Annotated in this window: 21 protein-coding genes and 1 tRNA gene; 8 read left to right on the forward strand and 14 right to left on the reverse strand. The window is 61.7% G+C overall.

Translation table 11 applies throughout. The features are described from left to right. Together eutB and eutC are read left to right on the forward strand one after the other, a co-directional pair. Positions 1-1,036 (forward strand): ethanolamine ammonia-lyase subunit EutB (gene eutB / locus GSQ79_RS10490; RefSeq protein WP_158808669.1); only part of this gene is annotated, 1,036 nt, incomplete at its 5' end. Further along, positions 1,033-1,824 (forward strand): ethanolamine ammonia-lyase subunit EutC, encoded by a 792-nt coding sequence (gene eutC, locus GSQ79_RS10495; protein ID WP_158808670.1) that lies wholly within the window; start codon positions 1,033-1,035, stop codon positions 1,822-1,824. The genes eutB and eutC, both read left to right, overlap by 4 nt. On the opposite strand, the gene GSQ79_RS10500 is transcribed toward eutC, so the two are convergent. Together GSQ79_RS10500 and GSQ79_RS10505 are read right to left on the reverse strand one after the other, a co-directional pair. Continuing rightward, on the reverse strand, positions 1,825-3,204 hold the full coding sequence (locus GSQ79_RS10500; protein WP_158808671.1) for an FAD-containing oxidoreductase: 1,380 nt from the start codon (positions 3,202-3,204) through the stop codon (positions 1,825-1,827). Beyond that, entirely contained in the window at positions 3,204-3,665 is a 462-nt protein-coding gene (locus tag GSQ79_RS10505; protein ID WP_158808672.1) for a DUF4126 family protein, read from the reverse strand. Before GSQ79_RS10505 ends, GSQ79_RS10500 begins: the two co-directional genes overlap by 1 nt. Positions 3,666-3,838: 173 nt before the next feature. Between GSQ79_RS10505 and GSQ79_RS10510 the strand changes: the two genes are divergently transcribed. The 3 genes from GSQ79_RS10510 (at position 3,839) to GSQ79_RS10520 (ending at position 7,880) form a co-directional block, all read left to right on the forward strand. Beyond that, on the forward strand, positions 3,839-4,831 hold the full coding sequence (locus GSQ79_RS10510) for an alpha/beta fold hydrolase (protein WP_158808673.1): 993 nt from the start codon (positions 3,839-3,841) through the stop codon (positions 4,829-4,831). 9 nt (positions 4,832-4,840) lie between these two features. Then, positions 4,841-6,313 (forward strand): NAD(P)/FAD-dependent oxidoreductase, encoded by a 1,473-nt coding sequence (locus tag GSQ79_RS10515; RefSeq protein ID WP_158808674.1) that lies wholly within the window; start codon positions 4,841-4,843, stop codon positions 6,311-6,313. Positions 6,314-6,380: 67 nt separating this feature from the next. Then, a complete protein-coding gene (locus GSQ79_RS10520) occupies positions 6,381-7,880 on the forward strand; it encodes an NAD-dependent succinate-semialdehyde dehydrogenase (protein ID WP_158808675.1) in 1,500 nt (499 codons plus the stop codon). Between the two features lie 30 nt (positions 7,881-7,910). Here the strand turns inward: GSQ79_RS10520 and GSQ79_RS10525 are convergent, their stop codons facing one another. The 3 genes from GSQ79_RS10525 to GSQ79_RS10535 form a co-directional block, all read right to left on the reverse strand. Further along, positions 7,911-8,159: a hypothetical protein gene (locus tag GSQ79_RS10525; protein ID WP_158808676.1), complete on the reverse strand. Its 249-nt coding sequence runs from the start codon at positions 8,157-8,159 to the stop codon at positions 7,911-7,913. A gap of 107 nt (positions 8,160-8,266) precedes the next feature. Next, positions 8,267-8,340 (reverse strand) — tRNA-Gly (locus GSQ79_RS10530). Between the two features lie 696 nt (positions 8,341-9,036). Further along, positions 9,037-9,315, reverse strand: coding sequence for a hypothetical protein (locus tag GSQ79_RS10535; protein ID WP_158808677.1), 279 nt, complete (start codon positions 9,313-9,315; stop codon positions 9,037-9,039). A 614-nt stretch (positions 9,316-9,929) separates the two neighbouring features. On the opposite strand from GSQ79_RS10535, the gene GSQ79_RS10540 reads away from it, so the two are divergent. Next, positions 9,930-12,164, forward strand: coding sequence for a catalase (locus GSQ79_RS10540; RefSeq protein WP_210253053.1), 2,235 nt, complete (start codon positions 9,930-9,932; stop codon positions 12,162-12,164). A 581-nt stretch (positions 12,165-12,745) separates the two neighbouring features. Here GSQ79_RS10540 and GSQ79_RS10545 read toward each other — a convergent pair. From GSQ79_RS10545 to GSQ79_RS10575, 7 genes are read right to left on the reverse strand one after another with little or no spacing between them, the layout of a single operon-like run. Then, entirely contained in the window at positions 12,746-13,480 is a 735-nt protein-coding gene (locus tag GSQ79_RS10545; protein ID WP_158808678.1) for an amino acid ABC transporter ATP-binding protein, read from the reverse strand. Next, the gene (locus GSQ79_RS10550) at positions 13,477-14,127 is read right to left on the reverse strand and encodes an amino acid ABC transporter permease (protein ID WP_158808679.1); all 651 of its coding nucleotides are present in this window, start codon (positions 14,125-14,127) and stop codon (positions 13,477-13,479) included. Before GSQ79_RS10550 ends, GSQ79_RS10545 begins: the two co-directional genes overlap by 4 nt. A gap of 5 nt (positions 14,128-14,132) precedes the next feature. Next, complete coding sequence (locus GSQ79_RS10555; RefSeq protein ID WP_158808680.1) at positions 14,133-14,840, reverse strand: amino acid ABC transporter permease; 708 nt, start codon at positions 14,838-14,840, stop codon at positions 14,133-14,135. A 57-nt stretch (positions 14,841-14,897) separates the two neighbouring features. Continuing rightward, a complete protein-coding gene (locus tag GSQ79_RS10560) occupies positions 14,898-15,767 on the reverse strand; it encodes an amino acid ABC transporter substrate-binding protein (protein ID WP_158808681.1) in 870 nt (289 codons plus the stop codon). An 18-nt stretch (positions 15,768-15,785) separates the two neighbouring features. Further along, complete coding sequence (locus GSQ79_RS10565) at positions 15,786-16,484, reverse strand: HAD hydrolase-like protein (RefSeq protein ID WP_158808682.1); 699 nt, start codon at positions 16,482-16,484, stop codon at positions 15,786-15,788. Positions 16,485-16,543: 59 nt separating this feature from the next. Then, a complete protein-coding gene (locus GSQ79_RS10570) occupies positions 16,544-16,930 on the reverse strand; it encodes a RidA family protein (protein WP_158808683.1) in 387 nt (128 codons plus the stop codon). A 4-nt stretch (positions 16,931-16,934) separates the two neighbouring features. Next, positions 16,935-18,104 (reverse strand): DSD1 family PLP-dependent enzyme, encoded by a 1,170-nt coding sequence (locus GSQ79_RS10575; protein WP_158808684.1) that lies wholly within the window; start codon positions 18,102-18,104, stop codon positions 16,935-16,937. Between the two features lie 191 nt (positions 18,105-18,295). On the opposite strand from GSQ79_RS10575, the gene GSQ79_RS10580 reads away from it, so the two are divergent. Then, on the forward strand, positions 18,296-18,967 hold the full coding sequence (locus tag GSQ79_RS10580) for a GntR family transcriptional regulator (protein WP_158808685.1): 672 nt from the start codon (positions 18,296-18,298) through the stop codon (positions 18,965-18,967). Positions 18,968-19,484: 517 nt separating this feature from the next. Here the strand turns inward: GSQ79_RS10580 and GSQ79_RS10585 are convergent. Beyond that, positions 19,485-20,309 carry an outer membrane protein gene (locus GSQ79_RS10585; protein ID WP_158808686.1) on the reverse strand — a complete coding sequence of 275 codons (825 nt, stop codon included), beginning with the start codon at positions 20,307-20,309 and terminating at the stop codon, positions 19,485-19,487. Next, the gene (locus tag GSQ79_RS10590) at positions 20,306-21,706 is read right to left on the reverse strand and encodes a carbohydrate porin (protein ID WP_158808687.1); all 1,401 of its coding nucleotides are present in this window, start codon (positions 21,704-21,706) and stop codon (positions 20,306-20,308) included. The genes GSQ79_RS10585 and GSQ79_RS10590 overlap by 4 nt, the downstream gene beginning before the upstream one ends. Before the next feature lie 400 nt (positions 21,707-22,106). Here GSQ79_RS10590 and GSQ79_RS28960 point away from each other — a divergent pair. Then, positions 22,107-22,290: hypothetical protein (locus GSQ79_RS28960; protein ID WP_210253054.1), on the forward strand; the 184-nt coding region annotated here is incomplete at its 3' end.

The following is a 22,290-nucleotide window of genomic DNA, read 5'->3' on the forward strand; positions in this document are numbered from 1 at the left end:
GATGGTCGCGGCTGTCTCCAAACTGATGCGCAACCAGGATCTCATCGCTGTGGCGCGCAAATGCAGCGTCGTCACGGCGTTCCGCAATACGCTCGGCCTGCCGGGCCGTCTGTCGACCCGGCTGCAGCCAAACCATCCGACCGACGAGCCGCGCGCCATCGCGATCTCCATCCTCGACGGCCTGCTCTACGGCGTCGGCGACGCCGTGATCGGCATCAACCCCGCGACCGACAACGTGCAGAACGCCATCACGCTTCTCGAGATGCTCGACACGTTCCGCCAGCAATACGACATTCCCGTGCAGACCTGCGTCCTCACCCACGTGACCAATGCGATTCAGGCGATGGCCAAGGGCGCGCCGACCGACCTCGTGTTCCAGTCCGTCGCCGGCACGGAGGCCGCCAATCGCGGCTTCGGCGTCGATCTTGCGGTGCTGCGCGAGGCGCACGACGCGGGCCAGACGCTGAAGCGCGGCACCGTCGGCAGCAACGTGATGTATTTCGAGACCGGCCAGGGCGCGGCGCTGTCGGCCGACGCCCATGGCGGCATCGACCAGCAGACGGTGGAAACCCGTGCCTACGCCGTCTGTCGCGCGTTCAAGCCGCTGATCGTCAACACGGTCGTCGGCTTCATCGGCCCGGAATATCTGTTCGACGGCAAACAGATTATTCGCGCGGGTCTGGAGGACCATTTCTGTGGCAAATTGCTCGGCGTACCGATGGGCGTCGATGTCTGCTACACCAATCACGCCGAAGCCGACCAGGACGACATGGACACGCTGATGACGCTGCTGACCGTTGCCGGCGTCACCTTCCTCATCTGCGTCCCCGGCGCCGACGACGTGATGCTCAACTACCAGAGCCTGTCGAACCACGATGCCATGCAGCTGCGGGCGATCTTCGGCGTGAAGCCAGCGCCGGAGTTCGAAGCCTGGCTGGCCCGCATGGGCATGACGGATGACAACGGCCGGATTGCCGATTTCAGCGCGCCGCAGGCCGGCGTCGGCCGCCTTCTCGCCCATGCGACGGCGTTATGAGCGTGGAGGACGATCAAACGGTCCCCAAGACCTCCGAAGCCCGCGGCCTCGATCCCTGGGCAAGGCTGCGCCGTTCAACCGCGGCGCGGATCGGACTTGGCCGCGCCGGCGATACGATGCCGCTGCGCCCGGTACTCGATTTCCAGCTCGCCCACGCCGAGGCCCGCGACGCCGTCCATGCTGCCCTCGACGTCGAAGCGCTTGCAACGGCACTAGCCCCGCAGCAAACCATCACCGTGCGCAGCGCCGTCCCCGACCGCTCGCTCTATCTACGCCGTCCCGACCTCGGGCGCAGCCTCGATCCCGCCTCGCGCGCGCCCCTCGAAGCGGCGGCCGGCCCCTACGACTGCGTCTTTGTCATCGCCGACGGTCTGTCCGCGGTCGCCGTCCAGAGTCACGCCGTGCCGCTGCTGGCGCGCTGCCTCCCGCGTCTCAAAATGCTGTCGATCGCACCGATCGTCATCGCGACGCAGGCACGCGTGGCGCTCGGCGACGCCGTCGGCGAAAGCCTCGAGGCACGGCTCTGCGTCGTGCTGATCGGCGAGCGGCCCGGTCTCAGCGTCGCCGACAGTTTGGGCGCCTACATCACCTTCGATCCCAAGACCGGCCGGCGCGACTCCGAGCGCAACTGCATCTCGAACATTCACACCAAGGGCGGCCTGGACTACGAACCCGCCGCGCAAAAGCTGTGCTGGCTGATCGAGCAGGCGCTGAGCCGCGGCGTGACGGGCATCGCGCTGAAGGACGATCACGGTGCGCCGCTGCTGCCGGGCCAGCCGACAGCCTGATCATCTCGCCGGTCCGAGTTCCGTCAGCAATGTCGGGATCAGCTCCGAAACGGTCGGGTGGATCGGCACGGCCCAGCGCAGCACGGGGTACGGCATCTTGGCGTTCATCATGTCGAGGACACCGTGGATCGCTTCGTCGCCGCCGACGCCCAAAATCGCGGCGCCGAGGATCGCCTCGTTGTCGGCATCGACGACGATCTTCATAAAGCCCTGCGTCTCGCCCTTTTCCGCGGCGCGCCCGACCCGTGTCATCGGCCGCATGCCGACGCGTACCTTGTGTCCCGCGGCCCGCGCCTCTTTCTCGCTCAAGCCGACGCGGCCGAGCGGCGGATCGATATAGAGCGCGTAGCCGGGAATCCGCGCGCTGACAAGCCGGGCCTCGCCATCGAGCAAATTGGCGGCGATGATCTCGAAATCGTTATAGGCGGTGTGGGTGAAGGCGCCTTTGCCGTTGCAGTCGCCCATCGCGAAGATGTGCGGAACGGTGGTGCACAGTTCGTCGTCCACGATGATGGTGCCCCTTGCGTCGACGGCAACGCCGGCGTTCGCCAGGCCGAGATCTTCGGTGTTGGGTCGCCGGCCAACGGCCAGCAGAACGTGCGAGCCTGAGATTTCCGGCTCGCCCGAGGTACAATCCACACCGACGCCTATGCTGTCGCCGCGCGGGACGAAGCGGATGCATTCGGCGTCGAGGCGGATCGCGATGCCCTCGGCCTCTAGGATCGTCTTCACTGCCGCCGAGACATCCTCGTCTTCCCGCGAAATCAACCGCGGCGCCTTCTCGACGATCGTCACCGCCGCGCCGAAGCGGCGAAAGATCTGCGCGAATTCGAGACCGATATAGCTGCCGCCAATGATGACGAGATGCGCGGGCACATGATCGAGCGCAAGGATCGTGGTGTTGGTCAGCGTCTTTACATCATGGACGCCGGGCATGTCGGGCACGATCGCGCGGCCGCCGACGTTGATGAAGATGCGCTCGGCGCTCAGAGTGACGTCGCCGACCTTGACCTCGTGCGGCGACACGAACTGCGCCTGGCCCTCGTAGACGGTGCATTTTTCCATGCCCTTGAGCCAGCCCTCGAGGCCGCTGCGCGATGCTGCCACCACGGCATCCTTCCGCGCCATCACCGCCGCCATGTCGATGGTGATGGCGCCGGCAATCCCCACGCCAAAATCGCCGGCCCGGCGCGCGAGATGCGCGGCATAGGCGCTGGCGACCAGCGTCTTGGTCGGCGTGCAGCCGGTATTGACGCAGGTCCCGCCGAACAATTTTCGCTCGATCAACGCCACCTTTTGCCCGGCGGCGGTGAGTCGCCCGGCCAGGGAGGGGCCCGCCTGTCCCGCTCCGATGATGATCGCATCGAACCGGCCGCTCATCAGAGCGCCAGCACGATCAGCGCCGCGCCGCCGATCGCCACGATATCCTCGATAATCGCGGCAGGCCTATCCTTGCCGAAGGCCGCAGCCAGTCGCGCGCGCGCCTCGGCGCCACCGAACGTGCCGATCGCGGCTCCGACCAGTCCCAACACAAGGCCACCGACGAGCGCCCCGCTGGGAGCACCGATCGCCGCCCCGCAGAGTCCGCCGCTGACGAGCCGGGCACCGAACTGCATCGGGACCGTGCGGCTTGGCGTCGAGGGCAACTGGTCGGTGACGAGTTCCACGACCGCCAGCACCGTGATGATGTAGGGCGTGTATTTGAAGCCGAGGAAGGCGAGGACCGTGTCCTGCAGCGGCAGCCAGCCGAGCTGCGCCGCCCAGCTGATGGCGGCCGGTGCGGTCATCGCGCGAAGTCCGGCAATGACCCCGATGCTGAGAGCTAAGATGTAGGGAAGCATGAAACGTCCTCTCGGCCAGAAAGCTGCATCGGACCCGAGATTGCTTGAGGATGCAATCAGTTCTTCCAGGGGTTTCAATGCGGTGGGGATGACTGTCGCGCCTGGAGGGACTTGCGCGAGCGGCCGCAGACATGCGCGTAGTAATACGCGACCGGGAATAGGGAGGCTTGCCGATGGTGCTCGTCGTTGTCTTTAGTCTAGGCTGGCTTCTCGCGCTTTTGGGCGCGCTCGTCCTGTTCACGGCGATCACGGCGCGTAGCGTCGAGAGGGCCGTGCCGCCGCTCGGGCGCTTCATCGACATCGACGGCGACGTGATCCATTACCTCGACCAGGGCTCCGGACCGGCGATCGTGATGATCCACGGCCTCGGCAGCCAGTTGCGCACCTTCACCTATGCCCTGCTCGCAGCGATGAGCGGCAATTTTCGCATCATCCTGCTGGACCGGCCGGGAAGCGGCTATTCGCGCCGCGCCCGAGGCGCCTCCGCCCGGCTTCCCGCGCAGGCCAGGACGATCGCGGGTCTGATCACGGCGCTGCAGCTCGAACGCCCGCTCGTGGTCGGGCATTCCCTGGGGGGCGCCGTGGCGCTCGCGCTCGCGCTCGACCATCCGGACAAGGTCGGCGGCCTCGCTCTGATCGCGCCGCTGACGCATCCGCAAGATGCGCCACCCGACGTGATGAAGGGGCTGGCGGTGCAGTCGCCCATGCTGCGCCGGTTCATCGCCTGGACCTTTGCGACACCCGCGTCGATGCAGGCCGGCCCGGCGACGCTCGCCACCGTTTTCGGGCCGCATCCGGTACCGGATGATTTCGCGACGACGGCCGGCGGCCTGCTCAGTCTTCGCCCGAGCTCCTTCTACGGCGCATCGAGCGATCTCGTGGCCGTGAGCGAGGATCTGCCCGGCATGGTCGCGCGCTATCCGACATTGACGCTGCCGGTCGGCGTGCTCATGGGGACCGCCGACGGCATCCTCGATCCGATCACCAACGCCGAGGCCCTGGCGAAGAAGGTCACGGGCGTCGATCTCGAGCTCATCGAAAACGGTGGCCACATGACGCCGCTGACCGAGCCGGAGCGGAGCGCGACGTTCATCGAACGTATGGCGCGACGGGTCGGTGCGGCACAGACAAGTGCGCCATTGCATGCCACCGCTGCAGGAGAATAACGAGCCGCGATGAGCGAAAACCATGTCGACGTCATCATCGTCGGCGCCGGCCTTTCAGGCATCGGCGCCGGGTGTCACCTGCAGAAGCATTGTCCCGGCAAGACCTACATCATCCTCGAAAGTCGCCAAACCATCGGCGGCACATGGGACCTGTTCCGCTATCCCGGGATCCGATCCGACTCCGACATGTACACGCTCGGCTATGCCTTCCGGCCCTGGCGCGGCGCCAAGTCGATCGCCGATGGGTCGTCCATTCTCGCCTATATCCAGGAGACGGCTGAGACCTACGGCATCGATCGCAAAATCCGCTTCGATCATCGGGTCGCACGCGCGACCTGGTCCTCGACAGAGGCGCTGTGGACTCTCGAGGTGGACCACGGCGCAGAACGCGTCCGGATAACCTGCAGCTTCCTGTACACCTGCACCGGCTACTACGATTACGCCGACGGCTACACGCCGGATTTTCCCGGACGCGCACGCTATACCGGCATGATCGTCCATCCGCAGCAATGGCCTGCTCATCTCGCATATGCGGGCAAACGCGTGGTGGTCATCGGCAGCGGTGCCACCGCAGTGACGCTCGTGCCGGCGCTGGCAAGGACCGCGGCGCATGTGACGATGCTGCAGCGTTCGCCGAGCTATGTCGCGGCACTTCCCTCGCAGGACAAGACCGCGAACTGGCTGCGCCGCAACCTGCCGGCGCACCTCGCGCACGGTCTCAGCCGCTGGCGCAACGTGCTGCTGACGATCCTTTTCTACAATCTGGCACGGAAGAAACCCGCTCAATTCAAGCAGCGCATCCTCGCCATGGCGCGCCGCCAGCTCGGGCCGGACTACGATATCGCCACGCATTTCACGCCGACCTACAATCCGTGGGATCAGCGCATGTGCCTCGTGCCGGACGGCGACCTCTTCGACGCGATCCGGGCGGGCACGGCGGATGTCGTCACCGACCACATCGACTCCTTCACCGAAACGGGCATCCGCCTCGTATCCGGCGCCGAACTCGATGCCGACATCATCGTCACGGCGACCGGGCTGCAGCTGAAGCTGCTCGGCGGACTCGATCTTGTCGTCGACGGGACGCCTGTCGATCTCTCAAGAACCACGAGCTACAAAGGCATGATGTACAGCGACGTGCCGAACCTGGCGACGGCGCTCGGCTATACCAACGCCTCCTGGACGCTCAAGGCCGACCTGACGTCGCACTACGTCTGCCGGCTGATCAACCACATGGACAGCCGCGGCTACACGTCCTGCACGCCGCGCAAGAAGCGAGATCCGGCGATGACCGAGGCGCCGCTGCTGAACTTCACATCCGGCTATATCAAGCGTGCGATCCACACCTTTCCGAAACAGGGTTCGAAAAAACCTTGGAAGCTGTACCAGAACTACATCCTGGACTTCATCAGCCTGAAAGTCGGCACCCTCGACGATGGGGCGATGGAGTTTTCGCGCAAGGGCCGCAAGGTCCATCCCTGACCCCGGACCGCTCGCTATAGCGGTGCGGGCTCCTATATGAAGCCCTCACTCGAACAAGGAATGACCCGTGACGACCACCAAGACCGATGAGCCGCAGGGCGTCGACGCCCTCGAGTTGCGCGATCCCAGCCTCTTCAAGGAGGCCAACCTGATCGGCGGCGCGTGGGTCCAGGCGCGCAACGGTGCGACTATCGACGTGTTCAACCCGGCGACTGGCGACTTGATCGGACGCGTGCCGTCTCTATCGGACGCCGAGGTGCACGAGGCGATCGACGCGGCCTATGCCGCGCAGAGCGGGTGGCGTGCGCTCACCGGCAAGCAGCGGGCGTCGCATCTTCGCCGCCTGTCCGATCTTATGATCGAGAACACCGAGGACCTCGCCCGGATCATGACCGCCGAGCAGGGCAAGCCGTTGGCGGAGTCGCGTGGCGAAATCGTTTCGGCCGCCGGCTTTTTCGAGTGGTTCGGTGAAGAGGCCAAACGCGTCTATGGCGATGTTATCCCGCAGAACGTCGGCGGCCGTCGGATCATCGTGACCAAGGAACCGATCGGCGTATTCGCTGCCATCACGCCGTGGAATTTCCCTTCGGCGATGCTCAGCCGCAAGGCGGCACCGGGCTGGGCGGCCGGTTGCACCGGCGTGATCCGCCCGGATAGCGAAACGCCCTTCTCCGCCCTGGCTCTGGCGGTGCTGGCGGAACGCGCCGGCCTTCCCGCGGGCGTCTGCAACATCGTCACCGGGCCGCCGTCCGAGACCGGCATCGTGCTCTGCGAGAGCCCGCTGGTGCGAAAACTGTCCTTCACCGGCAGCACCCGCGTCGGCTCCATCCTGCTCGCGCAATGCGCGCCGACGGTGAAGAAGACCAGCATGGAGCTCGGCGGCAACGCCCCATTCCTCGTCTTCGACGACGCCGACCTCGACGCAGCCGTCAAGGGCGCGATGGCCTCGAAATACCGGAACAGCGGACAGACCTGTGTCTGCGCCAACCGCTTTCTTGTCCAAGACGGTATCTTCGACGCGTTCGTCGCAAAGTTTGCGGAAGCCGTCGGCACGCTCAAGGTCGGCAACGGTTTTGAGGAGGGTGTGACGCAGGGCCCGCTGATCAGTCCCGCGGCAGTCGCCCGGGTCACCCGCCATGTCGCCGACGCCAAGCAGCGCGGCGCTCGCGTCGTGGCCGGCGGCAAGCCGCATGCGCTCGGCGGCAATTTCTACGAGCCTACCATCCTCGCCGACGTGCCGCACGATGCCGATGTCTTCTCGACCGAGATTTTTGGCCCGGTGGCCCCGGTGTTCCGCTTCAAGACCGAGGCGGAGGCGATCGCGTTGGCCAACGACACGCCGTTCGGTTTGGCCTCGTACCTCTACACCCGCGACCTCGGCCGCGCCTTTCGCGTGGGCGAGGCCCTTGAGGCCGGCATGGTGGGGATCAACGAGGGCCTGATCTCGACCGAAGTGGCGCCGTTTGGCGGCGTCAAATCGTCCGGCCTCGGCCGCGAAGGCTCGAAATACGGCATCGAGGATTATCTCGAGATCAAATATCTCTGCATCGGTGGCATCGACGCCTGATGGAGCGCGTGGGCTGACGGCGATCTGCCGTCAGCTGCGCCCGACCATCTCGAACTGGCCCTGCAGGCTCTCGTGGATCGCGCGCAGAGCGGTCTTGCAGGTGTAGCGGTCGCCACGGCCGGGATCGAAATGCCCGATCCGCCAGTTGCCGGTTTCGCCGGGCTCGTCGACGAGTTCGAGCATGACGCTTCGCGCGTCGATGCACGAAGCCCGCGCATGGAGGAGATCCATGATCTTCTCATTCAGAAGCTTTTCGCTGATTTTGACCGGCGCTGTCATCGGGTGTTCCTTGAACACCCTCCCCGCTCGACCGGAGGTGGCGGGGCGATCCGTGCCCTCAACGCTTCAGCCGTGCTGGCCAAAACGGAAGTGGTAGGAGAGAGACATGGAGCGGGCGAAGGGAATCGAACCCTCGTATGAAGCTTGGGAAGCTTCCGTTCTGCCATTGAACTACGCCCGCGTGCCAGAGAAGTTTGCCCATTTGGTTATAAACAAAATCAAGCACTTAGCTTCCGATCGAAGCTCTAATCTGCCCTAGTTGCCTGCCCTAAGCAAGCGGCACGTAAGCGGAACAGATCCGATGGACGGGGGGTGCTAACGACAAACTCCCATGAAAGTCCCCTAGGTCGGGTCCAGGCCCTCGTGCCGTCACCAACGCGGCACAGCTAAGTTGAAATCTGAGCCTGCAATGCCAAATGTCTGCGGCCGGCGGCATGGCCGAGGCTGACAAGGCGATAAGGTGACAAAGTGACAAATGGATTTCAAAATTGGAGACATGGTACGTCTCAAGTCCGGGGGCGCCCTCATGTCTTTTGAGGCATAGACGAGGGCGGGATACACGTCGGTTGTGTCTGGCATGAAAAGGTCAAAGGGAAGACGGAAACGTCACGCGGGACGTTTCACAAGGATACGCTGGAAGCGAGGAGGCGCCGGCCCGGTCAGTGTCAGCCTATCTAGCCGGCGATAACTTGGGACGAGACGACCCTCTCCACTGGTAATCGAGAGGTCGCAAGTTCATCCTCGCTCGCAGCACCAGTTAAGTCCTTCTCTCAGCTCGATTTTTTAGCGCTCGCCGGTTGCCTTCGTGCGAATGGGTGCAGAACATTGCATCAGACATAAATCGAAGCATTGGCAGATGCCTATCTGACAACAGCAGTCAGCGCGCTATGATAAGCGATAGCCATGCGAAGATGCGTCGCGAGAGCCGCGGTGTGGTCGCCGCGTAAAAGGCTGCGCTGCCCGATGGTGTCAAAGACCAACCGCGGCGGGGCGAACCATCGTGGTTTGGGCCGGTTGAGATCTCACGCACGAAGCCGGCCTTCGTGAGATCCTTGAGCGCGAAATAGATTGGGGTGTATGGGCCACCGCCAAGATGCGTGTTCATCGTCAGCGTGCCGACGTCAAAGCCGCCATGGGCAACGATCGCCTGAAGCACCTCTAGGTTTGCTCTCTTTAGGCGCGTCATCGTGGGGACATGGTGGCATTTTGCGAGGGCATCACAAGGATACGATCTCATCGGCCATAAGGTTGTGGTCGAAGTGCGAACAGGCACCCTGTGCCCAACCTCGAGTGGTCCGCGATTGCGGTCACGTTCGCCGGGCGTCCAGTCCGGGCTGTAGCCGCCGGGCGCAGGGTGATGCATCTCGTCCCGGACTGCTGCGTGATCTCGAAATCGAGCTTCGTCGCGAAGCCCAATGATTTCGACACGTATCGCACGGAGGGCTTTCGCAACCGACATTTGCAGATCCGGCTGACGGCCGGATCTGATGTCCAGCATCATGACGATAAGGGCACCGGCTCGCCGTCGGCTTCGGGAATGCGCCACACGCCGCCTTCGCCGAGCTCGCGGATTGCGGCTTCCGGCGGGTGAGTTTGAGAGGCGATGCTTATTGCGCCTCGGACGCTGCCCATTTTGTATCATTTCGGGCAGTTCTACCGGTACCCCCATTAGGTATATTCGAAGCCATGCAACAAATTGCTGGTTGGCGAGCTTCCATAGCGCCGGCCGCGTACGGCTTCAGACACCCCGGTATTTTTTTGAGGACGATCATGACGAAGAACGGCAAGCCGGCTCCGATGGACCCGATGAAACTGGCTACGACCAGCCCCCAGCAACGCTTTGAAGGCGCACAGACCGGGCTGGCGGGGCGCGATGCTCGGCAGGAAACGGCGAAGACCCAGGATCTGATCCGAGACAGCCGAGACCCGGCGCCGGGCATGACGAACAACCAGGGCCTCGGGATATCTGACGACCAGAACAGCTTGCGGGCGGGGGTACGCGGTCCAACGCTGCTGGAAGACTTCCAGTACCGGGAGAAGATGACACACTTCGACCATGAGCGCATCACCGAGCGTGTGGTCCATGCCCGGGGTTTCGCCGCCCACGGCGTTTTCGAAAGCGCAGGCGACCATTCCGATCTGACGATGGCCAACCTGTTTTCGGAGAAAGGCAAGCAGACGCCTGTCTTCGTGCGCTTCTCGACCGTGATGGGTAGCCGGGGCTCCGCCGACACCCCGCGAGATGTCCGCGGTTTCTCGGTAAAATTCTACACCGACCATGGTGTTTGGGACCTCGTTGGCAACAACATGCCGGTCTTCTTCATCCATGACGCCATCAAGTTCCCTGACCTCGTCCACGCGGTGAAGCCGGAGCAGAATAACGAGATTCCGCAAGCCCAATCGGCTCATGACACGTTCTGGGATTTTGCTTCCTTGACGCCCGAGATCAGCCACATGCTGATGTGGACCATGAGCGACCGCGCCTTCCCGCGTAGCTTCTCCACGATGGAGGGGTTCGGCGTCCACACGTTCCGCATGGTCGATGCCGCAGGCGCGTCGCGCTTCGTGAAGTTCCACTTCAAGCCGGAAAAGGGCGTCCACAGCCTGGTCTGGGAAGAAGCGCAGAAGATGATGGGCAAGGACCCTGATTATAACCGCCGCGACTTGTTCGAGGCCATCGAACGCGGCGACTTCCCGAAATGGACAATGGGCGTCCAGGTCATCGAGGAAAAAGACGAGTTCTCCTTCGGCTTCGACATTCTCGATCCGACGAAGCTCATTCCGGAGGAGCTTGTGCCCATCACGCCGCTCGGCACGCTGACCCTCAACCGTAACGTCGACAATTACTTTGCCGAGACCGAGCAGGTTGCTTTCTGCCTCAGCCACATCGTGCCCGGGATCGACTTCACAAACGATCCGCTCCTGCAGGGTCGGCTGTTCAGCTATCTCGACACGCAACTCCGACGCGTCGGCCCAAATTTCGCGGAGCTTCCGATAAACCGGCCGTTGAACCCGGTGAGCAACAACCAGCGTGAAGGCTTCGGTCGGATCACGATCGACCGGGGCAAGGCGAGCTACTTTCCCAACAACTTGCCGGGCCCTGACGGCGCCCGAGGCCTACCGATGCAGCAGCCTGACTCGCCCGCTGCTTACCGGACGGTTTTCGAACGCGTTGACGGCCACAAGATCCGGGCTCGTAGTTCGAGTTTCGACGACCACTTCACGCAGGCGACGATGTTCTGGAACAGCATGGCGGGGTGGGAGAAGGACCACATCGTCGCCGCCTTCTCGTTCGAGCTGAACCAGTGTGAGACGCCGGAGATCCGAATCGCGGCCCTCGGCGGTCTTATCGCGAAAATCGATCCCGATCTCGCCGCACGGGTAGCTGAGAAGTTGGGCATCGATCTTCCTGCCGCGATCGAAGCCGCGCCGCCGCCGGCCTTCGTCGCTTTCGCCAAGCCGGACACGATGCCGTCCGGCAAACGAAGCACTGCGGCATCGCCCGCCCTCAGCATGGACAAGCCTGCGGATAGCATCCTGGGCCGCAAAGTAGCTATTTTGATTGACGCTGGCGTCGATGGCACCAAGGTGAAAGCACTCAAGGCTGCATTGAATGCCGAAGGTGCCGTGGTCCATCTTATTGCCGCCCATGGCGGAATGGTGAAGGCTGCCGACGGGACCATGCTTCCGGTGGACAAGCCTGCTCCGAACGCGTCGTCAGTCTTCTACGATGGCGTCGTTGTCGCGGGCGGTGTCGACCCCGCGAAAATGGCAACCATGGGCCTAGTGAAGGCTTTCCTGGCCGAAGCGTTCAAGTTTGGCAAAGCGATAGCTGCCTTTCAGGAGGCAAGCCCTGTCATCCAAGCGGCGAATTTGCCCGACGTTGGGAAGAACGGTGCCCCAAAGCTTGGCGTTTTCATCGGCGACGACGTCACTGCTGCGTTCATCGCGGCCATGAAAACACCGCGCTTCCGCAATCGCAATGTTGACGCTGTTGCCGCTTAAAGCGCCAAAAGCTCAGGGGGCGCATCTTAGGGATGTGCCCCCATATTTGCGATTGCAGGGTGGAAAGCGACAAAGCCGTAATGGCGACGCGTGCGGCTTCCTGAGGACTTGCCGTTCTAGGCCCGGCACGTCTTCGTTGTAAGCAATGGCGCACGCGGCTCTCGGCTGACGTAAGAAGTTTTTGGACCGACGCTTGCGTAAAACTGAAGCGGCTCACCACGTAACTCCTCCGTAGCGCCTGTTGAGCAGCATCGCTCCAGGTCCAGAAGAGCACGTACAACGCGTTTTTAAAAAAGCGAATATGCTACAATCGTTTAGTAAGCTACGTCAAATTCAGTGTAGCGCATTACGCGACAGATTCTATAGTTGGGAATTTTTCGTTCCGCCATTGAACTACGCCCGCGTGAACAAACTCACAAGGAAAGCGAAGCTTTCGCAATGGCGATCAATGGACATGGAACGACTGCAAATGGCCCAAAGCGGCCGGTCTGCTTTCGATGTTCAAGCCGGCGGCCCCAGAGCTGCGACCAAAGCCGGAATTGATGCGCCAAGGGTCGCTCGCTTGCGGACGATAGCGATGTTCAATGCGATAAGATCTTGTCGAGGAACTGTCGCGTTCGATCGGCGCGCGACTTCGTGTCATTGAAGAATTCCGTGGTCGAGCAATCCTCGACCACTTCACCCTTGTCCATGAAGACAACGCGGCTTGCGACGCGGCGTGCGAAACCCATCTCGTGGGTCACCACCATCATGGTCATCCCGTCCGCGGCGAGCGCCGTCATGACGTCAAGAACCTCGTTGATCATTTCGGGATCGAGTGCCGACGTCGGCTCGTCGAACAGCATGATCTCGGGATCGAGCGCCAGCGCCCGCGCGATCGCAATGCGCTGCTGCTGGCCGCCCGACAGGTTCATCGGATAGGCCGCGGCCTTGTCCCTCAGCCCGACCCGGTCGAGCAGCCGCCAAGCCCGCTCCCGCGCTTCCCCCGCATGGCGCTTCAAGACAACGCGCTGCGCGATACAGATGTTGTCGATCACGCTGAGATGCGGATAAAGTTCGAAATTCTGGAACACCATGCCGACCCTCTGCCGCAGAGCGGCGGCCGACCGCGCTTTGCTTTTGACATCGACGCCCTCCACGAGGATATGGCCGCTTTGGTAGGACTCGAGGGCGTTGACGCACTTGATCAGCGTCGACTTGCCGGATCCAGACGGTCCGCAGACCACGACGACCTCGCCGCGCGAGACCGTCATCGTGATATCGCGAAGCACGTGGTGTGCGCCGTAATGCTTGTTGACGTGGTCGAACTCGATCATCGGGCGAATGTCCTTTTCAGCCTGTCCACGCCGGCGGTCGCTGCAAGACAGATCAGGTAGTAGACGAGGCAAGCAGACGCATAGGTTTCGACCAGTCGCCCATCCCGATTGGCGATAATCGTCGTCGCGGTCAGAAAGTCATGCAGCGACACGACGAAGACCAGCGAGGTATCCTGAAACAGGATGATCGCCTGGGTAAGGAAGATCGGGATCATCGCGGTGATGGCCTGCGGAAAGATCACGTAGCGCAGCGCCTGCGCCCGGTTCATGCCGCCGGCAAGCGCCGCGTGCATTTGTCCCGCGCGAACGCTTTTGAGGCCGGCGCGCAGGATTTCGCTGTAGTAGGCGCCTTCGAACAGCGTGAAGGCGACGATGGCGGAGGTCCAGGCGCCGACCGGCCGTCCCAAGATCAGCGGAACCATGAAGTAGAACCAGAAGATCACGAGAATGAGCGGGATCGCGCGAAACACGAAGACATAAGCGTCGACCACACAGTTGCCTACGACGCCCGTGAACAAGCGAACCAGCACCAGGGCGATGCCGACGGCAAGTCCGCCGATCACACCGGCCGCTGTCAGCGTCAGACTGAGCAGCAGACCGTCGAAGAGAAAGCTGGCGTTTCGCGCGATGAAGGACAGGTCGGGCATTGGCGCTATACCGCAACGGGTAAAGTCAAGGTCCGCCGCAGGCTGACCATGACAAGATTAAGGATAAGCGCGACCAGCATGTAGAAGGCCGTTGCGGCGCCAAAGGCTTCGAAGCCGTGAAACGTAAAATTCTCGATCTGCCGGCTCTGCGCCGTCAGCTCGAGCACGCCGATAGTCAAGGCCAGAGACGAGTTCTTGACGATCGACAAGAACTCCGAGGTGAGCGGCGGCAGAATGATGCGCAGAGCCTGAGGCATGATGACGTGACGCAAGGCCTGCGGCCGGCTCATGCCAGTCGCGTCGGCCGCCATGACCTGCCCGCGCGGAACCGCCTGCAGCCCGGCCCGGAACAGTTCGGCCAGGCGGCCCGACGTATAAAACGCTAGCGCCAGTGCGGCGGTCCAGAATTCGGGATTGGGCAGATCGCGCTTGAACCACAGACCGAGCCGATCGGGCAGGAGTTCCGGCACCACGAAGAACCAGACGAACATTTGTAGCAGCAGTGGAATGTTACGAAACACCGAGACGTAAAAACCGGACAGGACCCGTAGCCACCGCGACGACGACGTGCGGGCGATGCCGATCGCGGTTCCAAGCGGCAGCGCAATCACCCAGCCCACGACCGATAGCGCGACGGTCCAGCCAAGCCCTGCCAGCAGCCAGCCGGCGTAAGGCTCGTCGAGCAGAAGGCTCCAGTTCCACTGGTAATTCATGATGAAGCGCCTTGCCCTTTGATCACCAACGACATTATGACGTCCGCAGGCCGGCTCTTATTCGGCAATCGCTTCGATCTTGAACAAGGCGTCGACTGCACCGTCGATCGGCACGCCATAGGGCGTGATCCACTGGTCATAGAGCCGATGCAGGTCACCGCTTGCGAGCATTCGGGCTATCGTGCCGTTGATGATGGTCAAGAGGCCGGAGTTGTTTTTTCCGACCATGAAGGCGACCTGTTCAAACGACAGCGGCTTGCCGACGATGGCCAGGTCGTCCTTGTTCTGCGCCGTGCGGAGCACGCCGCCGAGCAGAACCGCGTCATTGACGAAGGCGTCGACCCGCCGCGAATTGACGGCGAGCAGCCCTTCCGCATTGTCGCGGACCTGCAGCACCCGGACGTTGATCTTGGTCCGATCCAGCACGGCACGAACGTAGCGCTCCGCCGTGGTGCCTGCCGCAAGCGCGATAATCTTGCCATTGAGGTCGGACAGATCCTGAATGCCCGAGTTTTTCTTCACCAGCAGCCTGCCCTCGGCGAGCGCGACGGCGTAACTGAAGTCGACCTGTTCCTGACGGCCCAGTGAATTGACGGTGGTCCCGCACTCGATATCGATCGTTCCGTTGGCGATCAGCGGAATCCGTGTTTGCGGCGTCACCGGCACATAGCGGATCTCGATGTGCGGAATGTTGAGCTTGCGGCCGATCTCCTGAGCGATCCTGTTGCAGATCGCGACCGAATAGCCGCTCGCCTGCCTGCCCTCATCGAGATAGGCAAACGGCGCTGCACTTTCGCGAAATCCGATGGTGACGGCTTTGGTCTGCTGAATACGCTTCAGGGCGGTATCGGCGTCCTGCGCCCGGGCCATGGTCGGAAGGAGTGTCGTGACGATGGCGGCCAGCAAGCTAATTTTTCTGATGAACATCATACGCTCCTCGTGGCATTACGCTTCGATGTGGACGACGTGGCTCAGCGACTGAATATCCGGTAAAATGAAATCTGGGCGTGGCACGGACCCGTCGAGGGCGATCTGGCGACGGTTGATCCAAGCGATGGTCAATCCGAGCGGTTTGCCGCCGACGAGATCGGTGAATTGCGATTGCCCGGCGTGCAGGATCTCGTCCTTCGCAACGCCCGCATTGTCGATCAGGTAGCGAAACAGCGTGCCGTCAGGCTTGTAGCCCTTGGCCCGCTGCGCGGTACAGACCAAGTCGAAGTTTCGCTTCAGTGGCGTCAATGCCAAAAGATCATCATCGATGTTGGACACCACCGCCAATTTGAAGTGGCGCGACAGTCGATCCAGGGTCCGGACGACATCGTCGTACAGAAAGAAGCGCGGGAAAGCCTCGAAGTAGCGTTCGATCAAACGGCTGTCGCCGGCCACCTCGAAATGCGCAAAGGTCTCGGCAAGCGAGAGATCGCAGATCTCCCGGTACGAGCGATACGGGTCCCAATAGTGCGCGATGTTCCGATGTTCCCAATGTTCCCAGAACGCCTTGACGTCGACATGATGCGCGCCGGAATCGGCCAGGATGCGCTCAAAGGCACTGTAGGAACTGTCGCGAACGCTGATCAACGTGCCGAAGACGTCGAACGACATCAGCTTCGGCCGCAGGGGCGTCGGGTATAGTTCACTGTTCATGGATCACTTCCGAAAAATGCTTTGGTCTTAAACGAATGTGTGCCGAACGCGGGCTGGCTTCAGCGCACGGCGATCGCTTCGAGTTCGATCAGGTAGCCGTGATGCAGCGCCGGAACCGGTACCACCGCACGCGCCGGGCGATGACTTCCCAAAACCTCGGCATAGATGGCGTTGAATGCCGGCCAGTACTCGACGCCGACGAGGTAGGCGGTCACCTTGGCGATGCGATCGCGGTCGAGACCCGCGCCCTCGACGATCGCAATGACGTTGGCGAGCGCCTGGCGGGCCTGAACCTCGAACGGTTGATCCGCCAGCGACGCCCCATCAGCGCACGCTGCAAGCTGGCCGGAGACGTACACAATCCCAGCAGCCTCCGTCGCCTGCGCGTAGTGCCCAAACGGCTGCGGAGCCGCCGCGGTTGAAATGGCCTTGATTGCGTTCGACATCAGATCACCATCCATGGATGCGAGGCCAGATCGCGGACACGGTCCGATCGCGATCGACGACGTAGTAGCGGTCGTGTTGGGCACCGGTGGCGCAAGCATGGTTGGGAAAGATCCGCACCATCGCGCCAATCGGCAGGTTCGGTAGCGCGCGTTGAGCGCCAGGGCGCACAGCCAGGATGCCGTGTTCCTGATTGGCGTCGATCATGATCAGATCGGCGATCGGATCGCCCGCGCCATCGCAAACCATCCCATAGCCCTGATCCACGGCGAGGCGCGCGGTGCCGCGATCGCGCGACATCGCCATCCAGCCGGCATCGACGATGATCCAGCCTTTGTCATGTTGGTGGCCGATCACCGTTGCGAGCACCGAGACGGCGATGTCTTCGATCGCGCAGACGCCGATCCCGGCCATCACCAGGTCGAAGAACATGAAAACTCCGGCACGCACCTCGGTGACGCCGGCAAGGTTCCGGGCAAAATGCGCGGTCGGCGTGGATCCCACGCTGACCTCAGGACAGGGCAGGCCCGCGGCTCTGAGCGCCGCGGCAGCCGCCACGATGCCGGACCGCTCCTGTTCAGCCATCGCCGCGAAGGACGCCGGGTCATGCAGACCGTAGGAACTGCCGGCATGCGTCATCACACCGCGAAGCAATGCGCCACCGGCGTGAAGCGTACGGCCGATTTCGAGCAGGGTGTGGTCCGGCGGTTTGATGCCCGACCGGTGGCCGTCCGTATCGACCTCGATGAGGACCGGCAGCGCATCGCGCCGCTCGGCGCATCGCGCCGCCACGAGTTGCGCGGTCTCCTCGTTGTCGAGAAGGATCGCCAGATTGGCGCCGCGCCGGCGCAGATCGAACACGTGATCGAGCTTGTTGGGGGCAATGCCCACCGCATAAAGAATATCGCTGACGCCATGGCTGAAGAAGTATTCAGCCTCCCGCAGCGTCGAGACGGTTATCGGCCCCTGCCTGCCGGCCATGGCCAGTCGCGCGACGTCAATGCTTTTTGCGCTCTTGAGATGCGGACGAAGTTTTACCCCGAACGGCTGCAAATGCCGCCTCAGCCGCGCGACGTTCTCGGTGACCCGGGACTTTTCCAGAACCAGACACGGCGTTTCCAGCACGCCGAGCGTTTTTCCGATCTCTTGACGGGAGTATGGGGTGGCAGAGGACATCGCCGATCAAGCCGCGTCGTCGTCGATAGGCGCCACGATCACCGTCGGACCACATGCCAAAGAGACACCAAAGCGCCAATATTGCATATTATATATAATTTTGATCGACATGAGCTCACGGCCCTTTCGAGTTGCAACTCGGTGGTAATGGACTATATGTTATATGTCAAATTAGCTTCATGGAGATGTCAGTGTCGACCGCGGCGAGGCCTAAACCGATCGGCAGTACCGAAATGATTGCCGACGCCCTCCGCGACGCGATCTGCAGCGGCGAGATTCCTCCCGGCGCGCCGCTGAAACAAGATCAGATCGCAACCGAATTCAGCGTCAGCCATACGCCCGTACGCGAGGCGCTGAAGGCTCTGGTCTCCGAGGGACTTGCCACCCTGCACCACAACCGCGGTTGCTTCGTCTCGGATCTGTCAAGCGCGGTCGCACGCGAACTGATGGAGTTCCGTGCCACCCTCGAACCGCGACTGGCCGGCTGGGCCATCGATCACCTGACCGAAGCGCATATCGGGCACGCCCGGCTGGTCATGGGAAAGATCGACAAGGCCGGCGATCCGATGGCGCGCCTTCGGCTCGCGACTGAGTTTCACACCATCATCTATATGCGCGCCAATCGGCCATTCTTTCTCGAACAGGTCGGTCGCGCTCGCAACAATCTCGATCGCTATTGGCGGCTCGCTTGGGGCGACCAGGCGTTCCCGGTCAGCACCCAGAACGAACATCAGAAAATCCTCGACCTTTGCATCGCCAGGGACCGCGCCGGCGTGATGGCATTCATCGAGCAACACATCATGACGTCTGGCGAAATCGTCCTGCGCTATTTGCAAAAAATGGAGTCTGACCAGACAGGCTGATCGTCGATTTGCGTCTCAAGGACCTTGCGGCCCCGGGGCGAATTTATATTCTGGCGCGTCGGCGGCTTGAGGGTGAAGGTCCGGCTCGGAGCGTTAACGTTCCAGATTTGGGGGGCTGATTGGGCGCGGTGCTGATCGGCCGCCTTCTGACTGGACCTAGCCGAAAGTAGACAGGCGTCTCAAGGAGGCAATCTGCGCAAGCCGCTATGTTCAAATAGTGTGCGATGCTGGTATCCAATCAAAACAGCATAAAGTTGTCAGCGCCATGATAGGAACGTCAACTTCCGCGCAAGCAATCTTGTACACGGCCGCCTCTTCTGCCGCCTTGGCCGAAGTGACCGGCTCGATCATGGCAAGGATCGGCGCAGGGAATAAGGCCGCTACCGATCCTTGAGCTAAGCTCCTAGAGCGCTTTCCGCTTTGGTGGAATCACCAAAGCGATCAGAAATCGCTCTCTTCTCAGAAAGCTAGAGCATTTTCTCGATCACAAAAGTCTGCAACTTTCGTGGAAAATGCTCTAATATCGAGCGACAACCGGCCTAAGGGCGTTGAAGCCGGAAAAGTGGTACGTCACACCGGCCATGACGCGACTATCATCATCCTTATGGCGCACGGTCGTCGCCCCCGCGGTGGTGGCGGCTAGACGCTGTGTCGAAGTCCCAAAGTCAGTGTATCGATATTCGAGTCGCACTGACCACCTGGTCGCCAGTGCGTATTCCACGCCGCCGCCAACCGTGTAACCCACCCCACCCTTCGCGAAATAGTCGGTCAGCCCGCGAGATGTGTAGATGTTGCGCAAGCTCCCGAAGGCCGCGCCAGCTGTCGCGTAAGCTAGGATCCGATCATAAGCGACGCCAAGTCTACCGCGTCCGGAGCCTTGGATCTGCTCGCGGTAATTACCGGTGACCAACGGAGTCAGAGCATAGGCCTTGCCGCTCGTCGTCCCCGCGACGTCACCCTCTACGCCCATAAATGCATGGCCGCCAAAGATGGCAAAGGAAGGAACCACGTAATTGATGCCCATATCCCCGCCGAAACTTACGCTTTTGGGAGAGGACGTATTTGAAAACAACGGTGCTCCTGTTGCGGTGGCGACGCCGTTTCGTTGATCGTTGCCGAACTCGTAGCCGATCTGCGCGCCTAGATAGAGGCCTGACCAATTGAATGGTGCCGTGGATGGCTGGAAGATCGGAATCAACGGGGTGTGCGGCGACGGGAGATCGGCGGCGCCGGCAAGGGTCGTGGTGGCTGCAAGAAGCGCAGCAGTCGTCGTGACTCGAATGAACATGGATTTTCCTTTTTGATATCTGATCGTCAATGGATCGCCGAACGCGCGGTTCATGGGTCGCCGGCGCGTCCAGGCGCAGCAAACGGAAGGTCGCCGAAGGTGACTTCGGCTCTCAACGCGAGAACGAAAGCGTTGCCCGGCACCGGCGCATTGACGCGTGGAAGCGCCGAGTTGTCGGGGTGGACGATGTATTGGATATCGGGGGTTATGCTGAACCCCGGCATAACAGCGATATTGTAGTCGAGTTCGAAGGTGAACATGTTCGGGTTGTTGGTACCAAAATTACCCGCTTTGACTCGCGCATCTGTGAGAAACGAGTTCTCAAGATCGGACACTCTAAAATAGTTCGTGACGAACCCGATCGAGTCGCGTGAGCGAGCCGCAAAAGGGCCCGTCCAAACGGCGCCCCCGAACACCTGCGTCGAATAAACCTCGGTATGATCGAATGGCTGCACGTAGCCGCCGATCAGTGTGATGTTGCGAAGGCTCCGATCGTCCCGCCGGTAAATCGTCTTGTCTCCGAGCAGATAGATACCCGAACGGTCGGGTATATTTTGCGCGGTCCCCAAATTGGTGCCTAGCGAGCGGCCCGCCGTGTTGAGGTTGGGATTTGTATGACCACCGTTGCTGTAGTAAGCACCTCCTTTGATATCAAAGGGATAGCGTTCGGTCTTTAAGCCTGTGCCATAGCTGACCTCGAAAGGCACGGTGATGCCGGTTGCCTTGTCCGTCCGCCAATCGAAGCCGCTGGTTGGCTGCACAGCTGCGTTGACCTCGAACGCGCCGGTCATGACGTAGAATTCCGGTGTCGCTTGATAGGAGATCTTGCCTCCCCACGTCGCCGACGGCAGGAGTGAGAAGCCCGCCTCGGAATTCGCGAGCGCGGGAATGCCACAGTTGGTGCCCGACATGAAGCGGCAGGCGAGATCGAGATGCGCGAAGTATTTCGAGGCGGCGGTGCGCCCGACGTCGATGTCGACCTTGTTGTCGAAAAGCTTCTGCTCGTAGGTCAGCAATCCGAAGTGAAAGATATTGTAGGGGTTCTTATAGATTTCCTGGACGCGAACGCCGTTGCCGATGCCCTTCAAAGACAAGGATGAGCCGTAGTCGTGATATTCGGTTGCGTGCAGGGAAGCGTTCGGGATGCCGAAAACCGTTTGCAAGTCGAGGTCGGCACCGACCTGGCCTTGTCCGACGTTCGTCGTGGCGCGGCGTTCGCCACCGCTCGTGTTTCCAGCTGTTTCGTTGATCAGGGCACCGCGCAGGCTCAAACCATACTCATCGCGCAGCGACCGCAATGTGTTGGTGAGCGGATTATCCACGCGCTCCAGGTCGTTTGCCTTCTGCTGCTGGACCTCTTGCGTCTGAGGTTGGATGTTTTGGGCTTCTGCTGCGGTCGCCGTTAAGGCGAGTAGTAGCGCAGCACCGAACGCCGAATACGCTTTTACCATTGAGGACCCCCTCGATTGGGGAATAGACGGCGTCTGGACATCACATTGTCCGGCATTGCTCGCCTGTTCATTACGCTTCCTGACCCCCAGGAGAACTGAGAACCACAGTTTCAGATACGCACACACTCAGTGAAGCGAAAAGTCCATCATAAGTCGTTCTAATATAGAGTATCGTATATAACGCCGCGTGAAGCTGTAGGGTCAGCGGCATGGCTAATATGCAAGATTAGAAGAGCGCGATATGGGCATCTAATACGCATAAATAGGCATGAAAACGCTAATTCATAATCAAATAGCGTGAAATTCAAGAAGCCTGAGGCTTGTCGGTGGGGCGAAGTGCGCAGACAACACTTGCAACGACTGTGTGCGGATAAGCTGCGTACCGATGATGGAGATTGGGATGGCCGTGACAATCAGCGAGGCCGCACCGGGCGAGGCGAGAGGGCTAGCGGCCTTGCCGCCCGACCGCGAAAAGTCGGTCATCATACCAAAGGCGATCGAGGGTCGCGTCGGCTTGACGGCGTTGAAGGCTCTTCTGTGCGTCACGGGTCCCGCCGCGATGATGCTCGTGCCAATCGCGATAC

Origin of the sequence: Beijerinckia sp. L45 (assembly GCF_009765775.1) — a bacterium.
Taxonomy (GTDB): Bacteria; Pseudomonadota; Alphaproteobacteria; order Rhizobiales; family Beijerinckiaceae; genus RH-AL1.